Annotated in this window: 12 protein-coding genes; 7 read left to right on the top strand and 5 right to left on the bottom strand. The window is 65.2% G+C overall.

Features of this window, described 5'->3' with window-relative positions; translation table 11 throughout:
* Positions 1-27: 27 nt before the first annotated feature.
* Positions 28-3,144: an efflux RND transporter permease subunit gene (locus K3F49_RS12935; protein ID WP_234681294.1), complete on the top strand. Its 3,117-nt coding sequence runs from the start codon at positions 28-30 to the stop codon at positions 3,142-3,144.
* Positions 3,145-3,155: 11 nt separating this feature from the next.
* Here K3F49_RS12935 and K3F49_RS12930 read toward each other — a convergent pair whose 3' ends face one another.
* The 3 genes from K3F49_RS12930 to K3F49_RS12920 are packed head-to-tail and all read right to left on the bottom strand — an operon-like array spanning position 3,156 to position 6,121.
* Positions 3,156-4,067, bottom strand: a complete 912-nt coding sequence (locus K3F49_RS12930; RefSeq protein WP_234681293.1) for an amidohydrolase family protein — start codon at positions 4,065-4,067, stop codon at positions 3,156-3,158.
* Between the two features lie 41 nt (positions 4,068-4,108).
* Positions 4,109-4,666, bottom strand: coding sequence for a P-loop NTPase family protein (locus K3F49_RS12925; RefSeq protein ID WP_234681292.1), 558 nt, complete (start codon positions 4,664-4,666; stop codon positions 4,109-4,111).
* Positions 4,667-4,690: 24 nt separating this feature from the next.
* Positions 4,691-6,121, bottom strand: coding sequence for a TolC family outer membrane protein (locus K3F49_RS12920; protein ID WP_234681291.1), 1,431 nt, complete (start codon positions 6,119-6,121; stop codon positions 4,691-4,693).
* A 220-nt stretch (positions 6,122-6,341) separates the two neighbouring features.
* On the opposite strand from K3F49_RS12920, the gene K3F49_RS12915 reads away from it, so the two are divergent.
* A complete protein-coding gene (locus K3F49_RS12915; protein WP_234681290.1) occupies positions 6,342-8,204 on the top strand; it encodes an acetyl-CoA hydrolase/transferase C-terminal domain-containing protein in 1,863 nt (620 codons plus the stop codon).
* A gap of 3 nt (positions 8,205-8,207) precedes the next feature.
* Here the strand turns inward: K3F49_RS12915 and K3F49_RS12910 are convergent, their stop codons facing one another.
* Positions 8,208-8,987 carry an enoyl-CoA hydratase gene (locus K3F49_RS12910; RefSeq protein ID WP_234681289.1) on the bottom strand — a complete coding sequence of 260 codons (780 nt, stop codon included), beginning with the start codon at positions 8,985-8,987 and terminating at the stop codon, positions 8,208-8,210.
* A 162-nt stretch (positions 8,988-9,149) separates the two neighbouring features.
* Positions 9,150-9,824: a hypothetical protein gene (locus K3F49_RS12905; protein ID WP_234681288.1), complete on the bottom strand. Its 675-nt coding sequence runs from the start codon at positions 9,822-9,824 to the stop codon at positions 9,150-9,152.
* 292 nt (positions 9,825-10,116) lie between these two features.
* Here K3F49_RS12905 and K3F49_RS12900 point away from each other — a divergent pair, with 292 nt between their 5' ends.
* The 5 genes from K3F49_RS12900 to K3F49_RS12880 all read left to right on the top strand — a co-directional run bounded on the left by K3F49_RS12900 (position 10,117) and on the right by K3F49_RS12880 (position 18,204).
* Positions 10,117-10,662 carry a sigma-70 family RNA polymerase sigma factor gene (locus tag K3F49_RS12900; protein WP_234681287.1) on the top strand — a complete coding sequence of 182 codons (546 nt, stop codon included), beginning with the start codon at positions 10,117-10,119 and terminating at the stop codon, positions 10,660-10,662.
* Positions 10,663-10,664: 2 nt separating this feature from the next.
* On the top strand, positions 10,665-11,303 hold the full coding sequence (locus tag K3F49_RS12895) for an NrsF family protein (protein ID WP_234681286.1): 639 nt from the start codon (positions 10,665-10,667) through the stop codon (positions 11,301-11,303).
* Between the two features lie 145 nt (positions 11,304-11,448).
* Positions 11,449-12,099, top strand: coding sequence for a response regulator (locus tag K3F49_RS39395; protein ID WP_234681285.1), 651 nt, complete (start codon positions 11,449-11,451; stop codon positions 12,097-12,099).
* A 57-nt stretch (positions 12,100-12,156) separates the two neighbouring features.
* The gene (locus tag K3F49_RS12885; protein ID WP_234681284.1) at positions 12,157-13,941 is read left to right on the top strand and encodes a hybrid sensor histidine kinase/response regulator; all 1,785 of its coding nucleotides are present in this window, start codon (positions 12,157-12,159) and stop codon (positions 13,939-13,941) included.
* A gap of 318 nt (positions 13,942-14,259) precedes the next feature.
* Positions 14,260-18,204 (top strand): autotransporter domain-containing protein, encoded by a 3,945-nt coding sequence (locus K3F49_RS12880; RefSeq protein ID WP_234681283.1) that lies wholly within the window; start codon positions 14,260-14,262, stop codon positions 18,202-18,204.
* Positions 18,205-18,223: the final 19 nt, after the last annotated feature.

The following is an 18,223-nucleotide window of genomic DNA, read 5'->3' as shown; positions in this document are numbered from 1 at the left end:
GAAACTGAAGCCAAACTGAAGCCCTGAATGGATCGCCTCGTCGCCCTTGCCGTCAACCGGCGCTTCCTGATGGTCGGCATGTTCGTCGCCGTGCTCATCGGCGGCCTGATCGCGTTCAACCAGCTCAACATCGAGGCCTATCCCGATCCGACCCCGCCGATGGTCGACATCGTCACGCAGAGCCCGGGCCTGTCGGCGGAGGAGATCGAGCGCTACATCACGATCCCGATCGAGACGCAGGTCGCGGGCCTGAAGAACCTCACGACCATCCGCACCATCTCGCTCTACGGCCTCTCCGACGTCAAACTGCAGTTCTCCTTCGCCTACACCTATGACGAGGCGTTGCAGCAGGTCCTGAACCGCCTGGCGCAGCTCGCGCCGCTGCCGGGCAATGTGCAGCCGCAGATCTCGCCGCTGAGCCCGATCGGCGAGATATTCCGCTATCGGCTGGTCGGCCCGCCGAACTACAGCGTGCTCGACCTCAAGACCATCCAGGACTGGATCCTGCAGCGCCGCTTCCGCGCCGTGCCTGGCGTGATCGACGTGACCGGGTGGGGCGGCAAGAGCAAGACCTATGAGCTTCAGGTCGACAACAACAAGCTCGTCGCCAACGGCCTGACGCTGCCGCAGCTGCTCCAGGCGGTCAGCAACTCCAACGTCAATGTCGGCGGCAACACCGTCAATATCGGCCAGCAATCAGCCGTGGTGCGCGGCGTCGGCCTGATCAAGTCGATTGACGACCTCGCCAACACCATGATCGCCCAGACCAACGGCAATCCGGTGCTGGTCAAGGACGTCGCCACCGTCACCGTCGGCCAGAGGCCGCGTCTCGGCATCGCCGGCATCGACGATTCCGACGACATCGTGCAGGGCATCGTGCTGATGCGCCGCGGCGAGCAGAGCTCGCCAACCATCAAGCGCGTCCACCAGCTCGTTCAAACCATCAACGAGTCCAGCATCCTGCCGCCCGGCGTGCGCATCGAGCGCATCTATGACCGCGGCGACCTGATCGAGCTCACCACCCACACCGTGCTGCACAACATGGTGGTCGGCATCCTCCTGATCGTGCTGTTGCAGTGGATCTTCCTGGGCGATCTGCGCAGCGCGCTGATCGTCGGCGCCACGATTCCGTTCGCGCTGTTTTTCGCCGTGATCATTCTGGTGTTGCGTGGGGAATCGGCCAATTTGCTGTCGGTCGGCGCCATCGATTTCGGCTTGATCGTGGATGCCACCGTCATCATGGTGGAGGCCATCTTCCGCCGCCTGACGCAGACCACGCCGCTGACGGAATCCGAGCAGATGTCGCCCGAGACGCTGTTCGGCATGAAGAGCCACGCCATCCTCAGCGCCGCGGCCGACGTCTCGCGCTCGATCTTCTTTGCCGCCGCGATCATCATCGCAGCCTTCCTGCCGCTGTTCACCCTGTCCGGCGTCGAGGGCAATATTTTCGGTCCGATGGCGCGCACCTATGCCTATGCGCTCGCCGGCGGCCTGCTCGCGACCTTTACCGTCACGCCGGCGCTATCCGCGATCATCCTGCCTGCACATGTCGAGGAAACCGAGACCAGGGTGATGCAGATCCTGCATCGGATCTATATGCCGGTTCTGAATTGGGCCGTCGCCAACCGCAACATCATGCTCGGCGCCTCGGTCGGCCTCGTGCTGATGACGGTCGCGCTCGGCCGGTTGCTCGGCCTCGAATTTCTGCCCAAGCTCGAAGAGGGCAATCTCTGGATCCGCGCTACGCTGCCGCCGACCATCTCGCTCCAGGAGGGCAACTCCTACGTCAACGAGATGCGCAAGCTGATCCGCGCCCGGCCCGAGGTCGAATCCGTGGTCTCGCAGCACGGCCGTCCCGACGACGGCACCGACGCCGCCGGTTTCTTCAATGCCGAGTTCTTCGCGCCGCTGAAGCCTGCGAGCGAGTGGCCAGGCACGCATGATAAAGAGGTGCTGACCGCGGAGCTGCTCAAGCAGCTTGACGATCGCTTCCCCGGCGTCGAGTTCAATTTCTCGCAGTATCTCCAGGACAACGTCTCCGAAGCCGTCTCCGGCGTGAAGGGCGAGAACTCGATCAAGCTGTTCGGCAACGATCTCCAGGCGCTGACCGACACCGCCAACAAGATCAAGTCGGTGCTGGCAACCGTGCAGGGCGTCACCGACCTCGCGGTCTTCACCTCGCTCGGGCAGCCGACCGTGCAGATCGACATCGACCGCGCCAAGGCGGCGCGCTACGGGCTCGCCCCCGGCGACATCAACGCCACCATCAAGGTCGCGATCGGCGGCGACACCGCGGGCGATATCTATGAGCCGGGCTCCGATCGCCACTTCCCGATTATTGTTCGCCTCGCGCCGGAATATCGCCGCAGCGCCGAGGCGATCCAGAACATACGGATCGGTGCGCCCGGGCCGAACGGCTCCGTCACCCAGATTCCGCTCAGCGAAGTCGCCACGATCAGCCTCGTCTCCGGCGCCGCCTACATCTATCGCGAGCAGCAGGAACGCTATCTGCCGATCAAGTTCTCGGTGCGCGAGCGCGATCTCGGCAGCGCCATCCGCGAGGCGCAGCAGAAGATCGCCGACCAGGTTCAGCTGCCGCCCGGCTCGCACATGGAATGGGTCGGCGAGTTCGGCAATCTCCAGGACGCGATCCGACGGCTGTCGATCGTGGTTCCGATCTCGCTGGCGCTGATCGGCATCCTGCTCTGGTTCAATTTCGGCTCGATGACCGACACCCTGCTCGCCATGAGCGTGATCCCGATGGCGATCTTCGGTGGCGTGCTCGGCCTGCTGATCACCGGCACCGCCTTCAGCGTCTCGGCAGCGATCGGGTTCATCGCGCTGTTCGGCATCGCGGTGATGGACGGCATCATCATCCTGTCGCAGTTCAACCAGCTGATCGACGAAGGCATGGACCGCGTAAGCGCGGTGATCCGCACCGGCGAATTGCAGCTCCGGCCCGTGCTGATGACGTGCGTCGTCGCCGGCGTCGGCCTGCTGCCGGCCGCGCTGTCCGCGGGCATCGGCTCGCAGGTGCAGAAGCCGCTCGCGGTCGTCGTCGTCACCGGCATGATGCTGGCGCCGATCGTGATCCTGGTGACGCTGCCAGTGCTGATCTCCTTCTTCTCCCGCCGCGCGCGCTAGTCTAGAGACCCTCAGAAGCCGTAGAGTCGCGCCGGATTGTCGACCAGGATTTTCTTGCGTACATCGGCATCCGGCGCCCACACCGGAAGCTGGTTGAGCAGGCGGCCATCGTCGATCGCGTGGAACGGTGCGAGGTCGGTGGCCTTGCGGCCCTCGACTTGCGCCGAATCCGGATGGGGCCAGTCGGTGCCCCAGACGATGCGATCGGGGTTCGCAGCGATGAGTGCGCGCGCAAAAGGCAACATGTCCTGATAGTCGGGCGCGAGATTCGACGAGCGATAGGCGCCCGAAATCTTCACATAGGCTTTGCCGGATTTGACCAGCGCGACCAGGTCGGCAAAGCCGGGCTGCTCCAGTCCGCGCGAGGCCGCGAGCCCGCCAAAATGGTCGAACACCGCGGGCACAGGTGAGGCCAGCACGAGATCCTTGATGGCCGAGATCATCGACAGCGTGGTGTAGAGCTGCACATGCCAGCCGCGCGCCGTCATGCGCTCGATGGCGGCGGTGAAGCGGGCGCGGCCGACTTCGGGATTGTTGACGCCGTCGGTCGCAAGATTGATGCGGATGCCGCGAAAGCCGTCCGCATGCATCGCATCGAGCTGAGCTTCCGTGGTCTTGTCGTCGATCACGGCCACCCCGCGCGCGGTCGCGCCGCGCGCTTTCATCCCGAACAGGCTGGAGGAATTGTCGGTGCCGTAGACGCTCGGCGTGACGATCACCACGCGCTCGATATGCAGCGCCTTGTGCAGCGCCGCCATCTCTTCGGGGCTTGCCGGTCCCGGCGTATAGACGCGCCCCGTGAAGAATGGATATCTCTCGACGTCGCCATGAATATGGGTGTGACAGTCGCAGGCATGCGCCGGCACGTCGAAATTGATCGGCGTCGCGGGTTGCGCTGCGTGCGCGTAGATTTTGTCGATCATGGCTGCTCCGGCGGCGGGGAAGGCGCGCGCACGTTATCACATCAGCCGGGCAGTCCCGCCACGTCGGCGCATAGCTGCTCGACCAGCTCCGCAACCGGCCGCGCGCCGTCGACGCGGACGAGCGGGCAGGGCAGACCCGCAAGCCACGCCTCATCTTTTGCGAGGCTGCGGCCGTCGCGATCACCGGCTTCGTAGTGCGCGGCCCAATCGACGAACGACGCCGTCTCCTGGTAACGCCAGCCGCCCTGTGCGACGGCATCAGCACCGAAATGCGCAGCCTCACGGGCACGCAGGCGCTGCATACGAAGCTCGCGCGGCGTGGTCACGAAGACAACGAGATCGAAGAGCGGGACGAGCTCGTCGCCCCAGCCGGTGACGGTTCCGCTCAACACCCAATCGAGACGCGGCAGAAACATCTCGCGCATCAGGCGCAGGCGGTCGGCGGCGGGGCGTGTCGTCTGGTAGGGCGGCGCCGTCGGCAGCCAGAAATAATCGTCACTGTCGTGATGCGGCAGCGCCAGCCGGCCGGCAAGCGCACGTCCGAGCGTCGTCACGCCGGATCCCGAAGCTCCCATCAGATGGATGCGGCGGCTCTTCATGGGTGTCGGCCGGAAGACTTGAAGTTACTGCCCGGACGGCGTGCGCAGGCCGTGCCAGGCGTCGCGGACCTGGTGGTAGTGCACCTCGGGCAGATAGTCTGGCGTGTTCAGGCTCAGCGTCTTGACGTCGAGATGGCCGACGGCGCTGAGCAGGGTGTAGGAGGCGATCACGCGGTCGCGCAGCGCGCCGATCAGGCGGGCCCTGGCCTGGATCAGATCGGCCTGCGAGTTCAGCACGTCGACAGTCGTGCGCTGTCCGCCGGCGGCCTCGCGCTGCACGCCCTGGAGCGCGACGGTGGCGGCCTTCACCTCGGACTCCGAGGCCGAGACCGCGATCTTGGCGCCTTCATTGGCGACCCATGCGCTGACCGCTGCGGTGCGCGCCTGGTTGCGCACCTGGTCGAGCACGAGCCGGCTCTGCGCCGTGACTTCCTTGGCCTGCCTTGTCTGCGCGGCGGCCTGGCCGCCGTCATAGATCGGCACGGTGACGTTGGCGACGATCGAGGCTTGGTCCTCGGCGAAAGTTCCGAGCGTCGGGTCGTTGTTGCGGCTTTTGCTGGCGCTGCCCTGGACGCTGGCGCTCGGCAGCAGCGCGCCTTCGGCGACTCGGATATTGGTCGAGGCGACGTCGACGTCGAAGCCGGCGGCCATCACCGCCGGGTGCTCGCGAATCGACATCGCGATCGAGTCCTCGCGGGTCTTCGGCAGATAGCGATCGACCACTTCGGCGGGGCGAAGAGCCGAAGGCGCATTGCCGATCACCTGGGAATAGGTCGCCTGGCTCACTGCGAGCGCGACCTCGGCCGCATTGAGATCGGCAAGGCCGCGATTGAGGCGCGCCTCGGCCTGGGCGCTGTCGGTCGGGGTGACGTCGCCGGCGTTGAGGCGGCGCTGGGTGATGGACAGCGTCTCGCGCAGGAAGGCGACGTTGGAGCGCTGGGCCTCGACCAGCGACTGATTGGCGAGTACGTTGGTGTAGGCCGTGACGGCGTCGAGCAATACGCCCTGGCCGACATTGCGCAGCGCCTCGCGGCCCGACTGCACCTGGAGCTCGGCGGCGCGCACGTTGTTGGCGGTGCGGAAGCCGTTGAAGAGGGTCTGCGTCACGGTGACGCCGATGATCCACGGCTTGAGATTGGCGGTCTGGATGGTGTTGTCCGGAAGCAGGTTGCGCACCGCCTGCAGGCCGGCGCTCAGGCTCGCCACGATCTGCGGCCGGTAGCCGGCGAGCGCCTGCGGCACGGTCTCGTCGGTGGCGCGCTGTCGCGCTCGCTCGGCATTGAGCGCCGGGTTGGTCTGGTAGGCTTTGACCAGCGCCTCCGGCAGGGCCTCCGCGTAGGCCGCAGCGGGCAGCGCGCAACAGAGCACCACCGTGGTCCATGCCGTCAGGACAGGACCCACGCCCGATCGACGCCGCGTCAACACGCGACCAGCTCTGGCGGCACGCCCAATCATGTAATCCCGCAAAATCCCGGCTGTCCGCCCCCGCCGACGGCGGCTCTCTTAACTGTTTACCCAGCGCCGGTCCCGCAGGCAAACTGCCGCGGGGGAAACCCCCATGAATTCCGTGCTTGTTGCAGGTGCGTCACACACGAATCCTGCACCGAATGCGCTATAGGGACCTTTGGCGGTTTCAATCCGTCAGGCGCCTGTCATTCTGGTCCGGACTCTACGGATGAAGCCGAAATTCTTCTCCGATCCCGATGCGCTCGCGGAGGAGATCATTCGCGACGTCGGAACCGATCTGGTGGTCGGTTTGCCGCTCGGTCTCGGCAAGGCCAATGATGTGATCAACGCCCTCTATGCGCGGGCCTGCGCGGATCCTTACATCAAGCTGACGTTGCTGTCGGCGCTGACCCTGGAAAAGCCGAAGCCGAAGGCCCTGATCGAACGCCGGTTCATCACGCCCGTGATCGACCGCCTGTTCGGATTGTACCCCGATCTGGCTTATGCCGCGGCGCTGCGCGAAAATCGGCTGCCGCCCAACATCAGCGTGGTCGAATTCTTCTTTCTTGCCGGACGCTGGCTGCATGTGCCGGTGGCGCAGCAGAATTACATCTCGGCCAATTACACCCACGCGGCAAGCTATCTGCTGACACGCGGGATGAACGTGGTGACACAACTGGTGGCCAAGCGCGTCGTCGATGGCGTGCCGCGCTACAGCCTGTCCTGCAACACCGATACGACGCTGGACGTGCTGCGCGAGCGGCACGCCGGACGCGCGTCGTTCAAGCTGGTCGCGCAGGTGAATTCCGAGCTGCCGTTCATGCCGGGCCCTGGCGATCTTCCAGCCGAGGAGTTCAGCGCCGTGCTGGACAGCGCGGCGACCGACTTCCCTCTGTTCGCGCCGCCGTCCGAGCCGATCTCCGATACCAAATACGCCATCGGCCTGAACGCGGCATCGACCGTGGCCGATGGCGGCACGCTTCAGATCGGCATCGGGCAGATCGGCGATGCGCTCGCGCAGGGCCTGATCCTGCGTCATCGCAATAGCGCAGCGTTTCATGATGTTGTCACGCGGCTGTCTCCGGCGCGACCGGCCGTTGCGCAGGAGGCCGGCGCCTTCGAGGCTGGCCTCTACGGCGTCAGCGAGATGGTGACCGAGGCATTCATCGGCCTGATCGACGCTGGCATTCTCAAGCGCGCCGTCGATGGCGTGGTGCTGCACGGCGCCTTCTTTCTCGGTCCCAAATCCTTCTATCGCGCGTTGCGCGAGATGCCGCCGGACCAGATCGCGCGCATCCAAATGATGCCGGTCTCGTTCACCAACGAGCTCTATGGCGAGGAGGATCGGAAGCGCCGCGATCGCGTCGATGCACGCTTCATCAACAACGCGATGATGGCGACGCTGCTGGGCGCAGCGGTCTCCGACGGTCTCGACGACGGCCAGGTCGTGAGCGGCGTCGGCGGGCAATACAACTTCGTGGCACAGGCCTTCGCGCTTCACGGCGCGCGATCGGTTCTGACGCTCGAAGCCACGCGGCAGGGCGGCACTGCGCTGAAATCCAACATTCTCTGGCGCTACGGACACGAGACCATTCCTCGCCATCTGCGCGATGTCTTCGTCACCGAATACGGCGTTGCCGACCTCAAGGGAAAGTCGGATGCCGATGTGATCGCGGCCATGCTCGAGATCGCCGACTCGCGCTTCCAGGACGAGCTCGCGCGTGTTGCGAAGGCCGCCGGCAAACTGCCGCGGGGCTACGAAATTCCGGCGGCCCATCGCGAAAATCATCCCGAGCGGATCGCGGCAGCGCTCAAGCCCGCGCGCGAGGCCGGGCTGTTGCCGTCGTTCCCGTTCGGCTGCGATTTCACCGAGGTGGAGCAGCGCCTCATTCCGGCGCTGGAGATTCTCCAGGGCGCGCAACATTCGCTGCGCGCGCTGGCGGATCTTCTGTGGCAGGGCTTGTTGCAAAAGCCTGATACAGACGCCGAGGCGTGTCTCGCACGCCTCGGCCTCGATCGCCCAAAAACGTGGGCCGAGCGATTCTATCGCGCGCTGGTCAGCGCGGCGCTGCTGCAGAGTCGCGCCGCATGAAGCCTACCGGTTCTTGTTCACCGGCTTTCGCTTCTCGATGAACGCCGCCATGCCTTCGGAGCGGTCTTCGAGCGCGAACGTCGAGTGGAACAGATTGCGCTCGACGCTCATGCCTTCGGCAAGCGTGGTCTCGAAGGCGCGGTTGACCGCTTCCTTGGCCATCGCCACCGCGGGCCGCGACATCGAAGCGATCTTCTCGGCCGCCGCCATGGTCTCGTCCATCAGCTTGTCGGCCGGCACGATGCGGCTGACGAGGCCCGAGCGTTCGGCCTCAGCTGCATCCATCATGCGGCCGGTGAGGCAGAGATCCATCGCCTTGGACTTGCCGATCGCGCGGGTGAGGCGCTGGGTGCCGCCGATGCCGGGAATGGTGCCGAGCGTGATCTCGGGCTGGCCGAATTTGGCGGTGTCGGCGGCGATGATGAAGTCGCACATCATCGCGAGCTCGCAGCCGCCGCCGAGCGCATAGCCGGCGACCGCGGCAATGGTCGGCTTGCGGCAGCGTGCGACGCGGTCGCCGCCGATCGCGGCAAAATCCTCGGAGAACATGTCGATGAAGCCCTTCGGCTGCATCTCCTTGATGTCGGCGCCGGCGGCAAAGGCCTTCTCGCTGCCGGTCACGACGATGCAGCCGATGGCGTCATCGGCTTCGAGATCATCGACGGCCGCCGCGATCTCGCGAAAGACGCCGAAGGAGAGCGCGTTGAGCATTTTCGGCCGGTTCAGCTTGATGATGCCGACCGCGCCTTTGCTTTCGACGATGATGTGTTCGAACGTGCTCATGCTCCACCCACGCGTTTGATTGGGCGGGCAATGTGCCCGCTGGCGCGGATGCCTTCAAGGGGGCCAAAAGCCGCCGGGACGCGCACGCAACGCGCGCGCCCTCAAAATGAGCCGTAGGCCAAGACCTCGGGCCAAGACCTCGGCCGAGACCCAGGCCGAGTATTAGGCCATGAACATGCGCGCGGCCGAGGCCAGCGTCAGCAGCGTACCGACGCCAATGAAGATCTTGCCGATCAGGGAGCTCTGGTCCCAGGCCGAACTCGGCTGGCTGCTTGCCATCATGGGCGCCGGACGCGGCTGGGCGTCGGTCGCGGCGACCACCGCTTTCTGCGCGGGCGGATTGTCCTGTTGCAGGGAGCGATCGAGGTCGTTGAGCTGGTCAGGTGGGACGACCTGGTTTTCGGCGCCGGGCGCGGCGGGACTATCAGCCGCGGCCTGCACATTGTCGTTGGCGCGGCCTGTCATCGCCGAGGCTGCGGCCGCAGGCGGCGTGTCGGCCGCCGCGAGTTGCGCGTTCGCATTGGCGACTTCCGGCGGCATCTGGCCCGAGGCCGGGACGTCGGTACTGGCCTCCTTGCCGGTCTTGTTGGCGGCCTTGGCTTCGTCGACTTGCGTCGTGGCAGCCGTCTTGTCGTCGGATTTCTGCGCCGTCTTGCTGTCGGTGTGGCGGCGCGACGAATGGCGTTGCTGCTTGCCCGGCTTGACTGCTTCGGCCTGTTTGCTTGCGCCGTCCGGGTTGGTGCTCGCAGAGCTCGGCGCGGCTTGCACCGAAGCTCCAAACAGCAGCAATAGTCCGGCAAGAGCGACCAATGCCGCGCGCGCGCTGGCTTTCATCATGTTGACGATCTCCCCAATTCGCCCGTCCCGGGAGCGAACAGAGACCCCGGCCCATGACGACAGCGGGGCAAAAAATGGGAATCTTCGGGCCACACTGGGCAAAACCGGGGCAAACCCGCCGGGCGTATCGGCCCGCCGGGTGCGGCAGGGACCGATCGGTGTTATGAGCCCTGACAGAGTTTCTGCGGCTGCTTCGGGGGCACGGATCAGTGTTGATCACGATTTCGTGATTAAGCGGATCGCGGCGTAACAAATTGAAAGAGCGGCCGAATTGCAATGGTGAGGGGCGCGCGTGCGCGGACGTGAGGACGAGTGGACCGGCCTGATGCGGTCGGCCATGGCAGGCGATGATGCGGCGTATCATCGCTTGTTGAGAGAAATCACGCCTGTGCTGCGCGCTGCCGCGAGGCGCGGTTTGGCGCGTGCCGGGCAGCCTCCCGACCAGGCCGAGGATATCGTGCAGGAGATTTTGTTGGCGGTGCATCTGAAGCGGCACACCTGGGACAGCGAAGCGCCCTTCGCCCCCTGGCTGTTCGCGATCGGGCGCAACAAGCTGATCGATGCGCTCCGGCGTCGCGGCCGCCGCGTCTTCGTCAACATCGACGATTTCGCCGAAACGCTGCCCGGCGAGACGCCGCAGGAGACGGCCTCGGCAGGCGAGGTCACCGCGCAGCTCAACACGCTGCCGCAGCGCCAGCGCGACGTGTTGCAATCGATCGCAGTCGACAGCGCCTCGATCAAGGATACGGCGACAAAGTTCTCGATGAGCGAAGGTGCCGTGCGGGTCGCACTGCATCGGGGGCTCGCGGCCCTGACTGCCAAACTACGGGACCACTAGTCATGGAAACCGACCAACTCATTCGTAGCCTTGCGGCCGATAACACCCATCGCGCCCCCCGTGTCGGCGCGATGCTGACCATGGCTCTTCTCGTGATGGCGCCGCTATCGATCCTGATCTTTGCGACGTTCCTCGGTGTGCGGCCGGACGTGACGAGCGCCATGCACAACCCGTTCTTCGACATGAAGTTCGCAGTCACGCTGTCGCTGGCGATCCCCGCGATCATCATCAGCCTGCATCTGTCGCGGCCCGAGGCCTTGATGCGCGGTTGGGGCTGGCTCTTGCTACTCCCCGTCGGGCTGCTTGCGGTCGCGATCGGCAGCGAGGCGATGATGGCGCCGGCCATGCCGGTGACGATGCGGCTCGTCGGTAAGAACTCGCGGTGGTGCATGTTGGCGATCCCCGCGATGTCGCTGCCGCTGCTCGCCGGCGCCCTGTTCGGTCTGCGCCACGGCGCGCCGTCGCGGCCGGCGCTTGCCGGCGCGCTCGCCGGCCTGCTGTCGGCCGGGCTCGCCGCGACGCTCTATGCGTCGCATTGCACGGACGACTCGCCGCTGTTCGTCGCGACCTGGTACACGATCGCGACCGCGGTCGTGACCGCGATCGGCGCGGCGGTCGGGTCGAGAGTCCTGCGGTACTGAGGCGACGACCACGTCGAGACGCTCTTCGAAAGGAGAGCGTCGGTGCATGCTTCGGTTTTGTGACCGCGCGTCTGGTTGTAAATCCTTGATTGGAGTTTGCTGATACCCTAATACCGCTACGGACAGGTACGACACGGGTGCGGTGGTGAGGACGATCATTGCTGACGACCACGCCATCATGCGGGAAGGCCTGAAGCAGCTTCTGTCGACCGTGGACGAGTTTGCTGTCAGTGGAGAAGCGGCGGACGCTGAAGGTGTCCACCGGTTGCTGAATGAACGCGGCGCCGATCTTCTCATCCTCGATCTCGGCATGCCGGGTGTGAGCGGGTCTCAGTTCATAGCCAGCCTGAGAGCCGCATGGCCGGAGCTGCGGGTTCTTGTCCTCACCGCCAATGTCGAGCCGCGTTCCGTTCGAACAGCTCTTTCCGCAGGCGCGAATGGCTACTTGACCAAGAGCGGCGATCCATCCGAGCTGATAGCTGCGATCGATGCCATCCGAAAAGGCAACATCTACGTCGCGGAGGAAGTTCGTTTTGCGGTGGACCAGCATGACGGCGCGGGCGAAACCATGGAACTTGCGGGTGCGGTCATGTCTCCCGTCACGCTCACACGGCGTGAGCGGCAGATCCTGGGGATGATCGCTCACGGCGTCACCAGTCGCGACGTCGCCAGCCGTCTCGGCATCAGCCCGCTGACCGCCCGGAAGCATCGCGAGAATCTCATGCGCAAGCTTGATCTGCATAGTGGTGCTGAATTGACCGCCTATGCGGTTCGTCTCGGCCTTCCGGCGGGCTAGCCCGACGGCAATTCGCGAACGAAGCCGCCGCATCCGCCGGCGTGCGGAGAGATTTCGATGCAGGACGACAAGATACGCGCAGCGCTCGTCGAGCTCTTGTATCGCAATTCCTATGGGGTGGTGGTCGCCAACGTCCTCATCTCGCTGACGGCAGCGTACGTGCTGAAGGGCACGGTAACGGCGAGCTGGCTGATCGGATGGCTCGGCGCGGTATATCTGCTCACCGCCATACGCGTCCTGGCGGCGCGCCGGTTCTTCAGTCGGGATCGAGAGCCGGCGTCCGTGTTGCGATGGGCCTGGCTTGCGGCTGCATTTTCCTGCGTGTCGGGCCTCCTGTGGGGGATGCTCGGCTGGGTTGGGTTTCTTCCTCAAGAGCCCGTTCCGTTTTCATTCACCGTCATTGCTTTGACCGGCTTGATCTGCGGCACGGTTCCGTCGCTCTCGGCGTTTCCGCCGGCTCTCGTCGGTTCGATCATCGCAACGGTGCTTCCGATCACGGTCCGCTCCATCACCAATGGCGGGGATATCTCCGGCGCATATCTCGCCCTGCTTGCGGGGCTTGTGACCATTAATTTCTATTACTGCCGCACAACGTACCGGATGCTGCGCGAGTCCATCAGGTTGCGCCTGGAAAATGTCGAGCTGGTCAGCCACCTCCAGGAAGAACGCGACCGCGCGCAAGCCGCCGATCGTGCGAAAACGCGCTTCCTTGCAGCCGCCAGTCATGACCTGCGCCAGCCGATCCATGCCTTGAGCCTGCTGATCGCAACGCTCGCGGCGCTGGGCCAGCGCGGCGTCGTCCAATCCGGCGATGCACGCGATCTGGCCGGCAAGGCCAAATCCATTGTTGGAAACCTCGGCGCCCTTCTGAATGGACTGCTCGACATCTCCCGGCTCGATGCCGGTGTCGTCACCGTTGCCAGGGAGACAGTGAATCTGTCCCAACTGTTCTCGCAGCTCGGCAACGAATTCGCGTCGGCGGCGAAGGATCGTGGCCTTGATTGGCGCGTCGTCGAGAGCCGTCTACAGGTGGACAGTGATCCCATGATGCTGAAGCGGGTCCTGGGCAATCTGCTGTCGAACGCCTTTCGATACACGGGATCCGGCGGCGTCCTGCTCGGCTGCCGCAGGCGCGGCACGTCGGTGGAAATCCAGGTTTGGGATACCGGTCCCGGCATCCCCGCAGATCAACAAGCCATGGTGTTCGAGGAGTTCGTGCAATTGCACAACCCGGCGAGGGATCGCACGCAAGGCCTTGGCCTCGGCCTCGCCATTGTTCGCCGCACTGCCGTGTTGCTGCAACATCCGCTGAAGCTGGTCTCCGTCACCGGGCGTGGTTCGATGTTTTCCGTTACGGTTCCGAAAGCCAGCGCGGTGGCAGCTCCCTTGCGCGATGGCAAGCCATCGCCCGCAGGCATCGCCGTAGGCATCATGGTCGTGGAGGACGAGAAGGATATTCTCGATGTCATGGTGCACTTGCTCACGCTGCAGGGGCATCGGGTCTATGCCGGCCGATCTGCCGCCGAGGTGCTGCAGCGTCATGCAGAGGCGATGATGGCCGGCGATGCACCGGTCGATTTGATTGTCGCCGACTACCGCCTCGGAGATGGTGTTACGGGCCTCGACGCAATCGAGGCTCTTCGCGCCGATATCGGCCGGCGGGTTCCTGCCGTTATCGTGACCGGCGATACTTCGCCGTCGCGCATCAAGGAAGCCACCGCCAGCGGTCATCGCATTCTGCACAAGCCGGTTACCGGTGAGGAATTGCACGAAGCGATCGTTGCGACCTGCCTTGGCGATAAGGAACTTGGCGACACGGAATCGGTCGACAACGGTCGCTAACGAGAGGACTGGCTGTCCCCAGCCTCCTCATCGGCGGCGAAATACGACATCTGCCGTATCGCTCGCGAATGAACCCGGCGATATCTTTCGACTCAACAGGACGCGCTCGAACGACAGCCGATCTTGAAATCGGCAGTTGGTGCAGGAGCATGCCATCAACGGGCCTATCAAGACGGGCAGCTTCGCTTCGGGAAGTCTCGCACGGCGGCGGTGAAGCTGATGGGTTCCGATAGAGCGACGAATGTGCCGACGCGCGCGCTCCGCTTGCGCTCCCATGCCTCAAGGCAAAGAAAGCACCCCTTTTCGATCAAGGTCGCGTTGGCGAGTACGGCCATCGTGCGGGCCGGGGTGACGGGGCTGATCCTCGCCGGCACATGCGTTGCGGCTCATCTTGCGATAACGCCCGCGTTTGCCGATGGCGGCCAGGGCGGCGCTCCACCGATCGGTGTTTCCGGCGGCGCCGGCGGTACCGCGACATCGCCAACCGGCGGTCATGGAAGCGATGAGGACCCCGCAACCTTGCTTGGCGCCGGCGGTGGCGGCGGCGGCGGCGTCAGCCTCAGCACAGGCGTTGGTGGCGCCGGCGGCACCGGCGGCACAGTCGACCCGGCTAGCGGCCATACGGCCGGTGGCGATGGCGGCGCCGGGGGTAATTTCGGCCTGGTGACACCATCAGCGGCGATCGTTGCTCCGGTATCCGGGACGGTCGGCGGCACTGGCGGGAGTACCGCCGGTACCAACTTCGGTAGTGGTGGCGGTGGCGGCGGCGGCGAAGGCGGTGGCGGCGCCCTGTTGACCGGGGCCGCCGCAAGTTCGAACGCCTCGACCATTGCCGGCGGCAGTGGCGGCGCCGGCGGTGCTTCCGGGGACACTTTGGTCATCTCGGGTTCAGGCGGCGGCGGCGGCGCCGGAGGCGTCGGCGTGGCACTGACCGGTGGCGCGAACTTCACCAATAATGCGGGGGCAACGGCTCAGGGCGGCGCCGGCGGTGCCGGCGGCGCCGCCGGCTTCTCGATAAACGACATTGCCGGCAACGGTGGCAATGGTGGCAATGGCGGTACGGGTGTGTCGCTGGTCAATGGCGGCACCCTGACAAACGCCGGCACAATCACCGGCGGTGCGGCCGGGGCGGGTGGGCTTGGCGGAGTGGGGGCCGTTAATGGTGCCAATGGCGTCAATGGTCTCGGCGGCACCGGCGTCTCGGGCACGAACATCACTGTCGTCAATAGCGGGACGATTTCCGGCGGCGCCGGTGGCGGACTTGCCATCGCCTTCACCGGCGGCATCAATACGCTGGCGCTGCAGGCAGGATCGACCATCACCGGCAATGTGGTGGCATTCAGCAGCGCCGACACGTTGCGGCTCGGCGGCACCACGAATGCCACGTTTGACATCTCCGGCGTCGGTGCGGCAGCCCAGTATCGTAGCTTCGGCATTTTCGAGAAAGCAGGCTCCAGCACCTGGACGCTGACCGGCACGAGCACCTTTAGCGGCTCGACGGTCGTCAACGGCGGGACCCTGCTCGCCGGCAGTGCCGGCGCGTTCAGCGCCACCAGCGCAACGACGATCAATGGCGGCGCCGTCGACCTCGGCGGCACTGCGCAGACTATCAACAACGTGGCGCTGGCGGGCGGCGCGCTGAAGAACGGTTCCCTGACCGGCACGGTCATCTCGACCGGCGGCGGGATCGGCGGTCTTGGCGGCACCATGAGCCTGGTCGCGAACGGCGGCACCACGGTCGTCAACCCCGGCAACACCTATACCGGCACGACCACAGTCAATAGCGGTGCGATCCTCTTCACCCCCAACGACAATTCGTTTAGCGCGGCCAGCGCGGTGACGATCAACAGCGGCGGCAGCTTCCTTCTGACCGGCTCCCTTCAGACCATCAACACGGTGACACTGGCAGGCGGATCGCTGGAGGGAGGCATACTGAACGGCGCGGTGACCTCGACCGGCGGCACGCTGATCAACATGTTCGGCAGCATGAGCCTGACCGCGAACGGCGGCACCACCACCGTGGGTGGCTTCAATAGCGGGTATACCGGTGCGACCACGGTCAACGGCGGCGCGACGCTGCTCGGCGGCGTCGCCAATGGGTTCAGTGCCGTCAGCGCCACGACCATCAACACCGGAGGCACGGTTAATCTCGGCGGCCTTGCGCAGACCATCAACAGTGTGACGCTGGCGGGTGGCTCGTTGGGCAATGGCGCGTTGACCGGCGCGGTGATCTCGACCGGCGGCACGATCAGCAGCACGAGCGGCAGCATGAGCCTGACGGCGAATGGCGGCACCACCTTTTACGTCGGCAACACCTACACTGGTGCCACCACGGTCAACAATGGCGCCACCCTGGTCAGTATCTTCGGCTTTGGGTTCAGCGCTGCGAGCGCGATGACGATCAACACCGGCGGCACCGTCGATCTCGGCGGGACTACGGAGATCGTCAACGCGGTGGCGCTGGCGGGCGGGACGCTGAAGAGTGGCGCGTTGTTCGGCGCGGTGACCTCGACCGGAGGCACGCTGGACAGCCTCAACGGCACCATGAGCCTCACGGTGAACGGCGGCGCCACCAACGTCACCGGCACCAACAGCTATACCGGCCCGACCACCGTGAATGGCGGCCTGCTGTCGGTCAACGGTTCTGTTTCCAGCGACGTGACAGTGAATGCCGGCGGCACGCTCGGCGGCAATGGCACCGTCGGCAACACCATTATCAATGGCGGTGCGTTGGCGCCGGGCAATTCGATCGGTCTGTTGACCGTCAATGGCAACCTCTCGTTCACGGCGGCATCGAGCTACATGGTGCAAGTTTCGCCGGCCAATGCCGACCGTACCAACGTCACCGGCGTGGCGACGCTCGGCGGCGCGACGGTGAACGCGAGCTTTGCGCCGGGCACTTATGTCGCCAGGCAATACACGATCCTCAATGCGGCCGGCGGCGTGAACGGCACATTTTCGTCGCTGGTCAGCACCGATCTGCCGTCGGGCTTTAGCTCAAGCCTCAGCTACGATGCTCATAACCATGACGTGTATCTCAACCTCGTGCTCGGCTTCATCCCACCGTCGGGCGCAGGCCTGAACGCCAACCAGCAGAATGTCGGCAACGCCCTCGTCAATTTCTTCAATAGCACTGGCGGCATTCCGATCGTGTTCGGCGGCCTGACGCCCGCCGGGCTCACGCAGCTTTCCGGCGAAGCCGGCACTGCGCCGCAGCAGACCACCTTCAATGCGATGAACCAGTTCATGGGCGTGATGACCGATCCGTTCGTCGCTGGCCGCGGCGACGGCGTCTCGTCCGGGGGCACGCCTGCCGGTTACGCCGATGAGCAAGCCTCGGCCTACGCGCAAAAACGCAAGCCGGCCGACGCATTGGCTGCAATCTATGCCAAGGCACCACCGCGCGCGCCGACATTCGAACAGCGCTGGAGCGTGTGGGCCGCGGCATTTGGCGGATCACAGAGCACCGACGGCAATGCGGCGCTCGGGTCGAACAACACCACCAGCAGCATCTATGGCACCGCGGTCGGCGCCGACTATCGCATCTCGCCGGACACGCTGGTCGGCGTTGCGCTCGCCGGCGGCGGCACCAATTTCTCGATTGCAAATAATCTCGGCGGCGGACGCTCCGACCTGTTCCAGGCCGGCGCGTTCATTCGACACAACATGGGTGCGGCTTATCTGACCGGTGCGCTGGCCTATGGCTGGCAGGACATCACCACAGACCGCACGGTCACCATCGCGGGCGTTGACCGGCTGCGCGCTGAGTTCAAGGCCAATGCCTGGTCGGGGCGGCTCGAAGGCGGCTACCGCTTCGTGGCGCAAGGTTTCGGGCTCACGCCTTATGCCGCCGGGCAGGGTACGACCTTCGACCTGCCGAACTATGCCGAAACCGCGATCGTCGGTTCCAACATGTTTGCGCTCGCTTACAATTCGAAGAGCGTCACCGATACCCGCAGCGAGCTCGGCCTGCGCACCGACAAGTCCTTTGCGATTCAGGACGGCATCCTGACGCTGCGCGGCCGTGCCGCCTGGGCGCACGACTTCAATCCGGACCGCGCGATTGCAGCAACCTTCCAGACGCTGCCCGGCGCGAGCTTCGTCGTCAGCGGTGCGGCGATGGCGTCCGATTCGGCGCTCGTCACTGGCTCGGCAGAGATGAAGTGGCTCAGCGGCTGGTCGACGGCCGCGACCTTCGATGGCGAATTTTCCAACGTGACGCGTTCCTATGCCGGCAAGGGCGTGGTGCGGTACGCGTGGTGAGAGAATAGCGCTTGGGCTT

The sequence above is a fragment of the Bradyrhizobium monzae genome (assembly GCF_021458635.1).
Taxonomy (GTDB): domain Bacteria; phylum Pseudomonadota; class Alphaproteobacteria; order Rhizobiales; family Xanthobacteraceae; genus Bradyrhizobium.
This window is presented reverse-complemented; position numbering and strand designations above follow the sequence as displayed.

Coding starts and splice junctions, on each gene's coding strand:
- K3F49_RS12935 (WP_234681294.1), top strand. CDS start 28: ATGGATCGCCTCGTCGCCCTTGCCGTCAACCGGCGCTTCCTGATGGTC.
- K3F49_RS12930 (WP_234681293.1), bottom strand. CDS start 4,067: ATGATCGACAAAATCTACGCGCACGCAGCGCAACCCGCGACGCCGATC.
- K3F49_RS12925 (WP_234681292.1), bottom strand. CDS start 4,666: ATGAAGAGCCGCCGCATCCATCTGATGGGAGCTTCGGGATCCGGCGTG.
- K3F49_RS12920 (WP_234681291.1), bottom strand. CDS start 6,121: ATGATTGGGCGTGCCGCCAGAGCTGGTCGCGTGTTGACGCGGCGTCGA.
- K3F49_RS12915 (WP_234681290.1), top strand. CDS start 6,342: ATGAAGCCGAAATTCTTCTCCGATCCCGATGCGCTCGCGGAGGAGATC.
- K3F49_RS12910 (WP_234681289.1), bottom strand. CDS start 8,987: ATGAGCACGTTCGAACACATCATCGTCGAAAGCAAAGGCGCGGTCGGC.
- K3F49_RS12905 (WP_234681288.1), bottom strand. CDS start 9,824: ATGATGAAAGCCAGCGCGCGCGCGGCATTGGTCGCTCTTGCCGGACTA.
- K3F49_RS12895 (WP_234681286.1), top strand. CDS start 10,665: ATGGAAACCGACCAACTCATTCGTAGCCTTGCGGCCGATAACACCCAT.
- K3F49_RS12885 (WP_234681284.1), top strand. CDS start 12,157: ATGCAGGACGACAAGATACGCGCAGCGCTCGTCGAGCTCTTGTATCGC.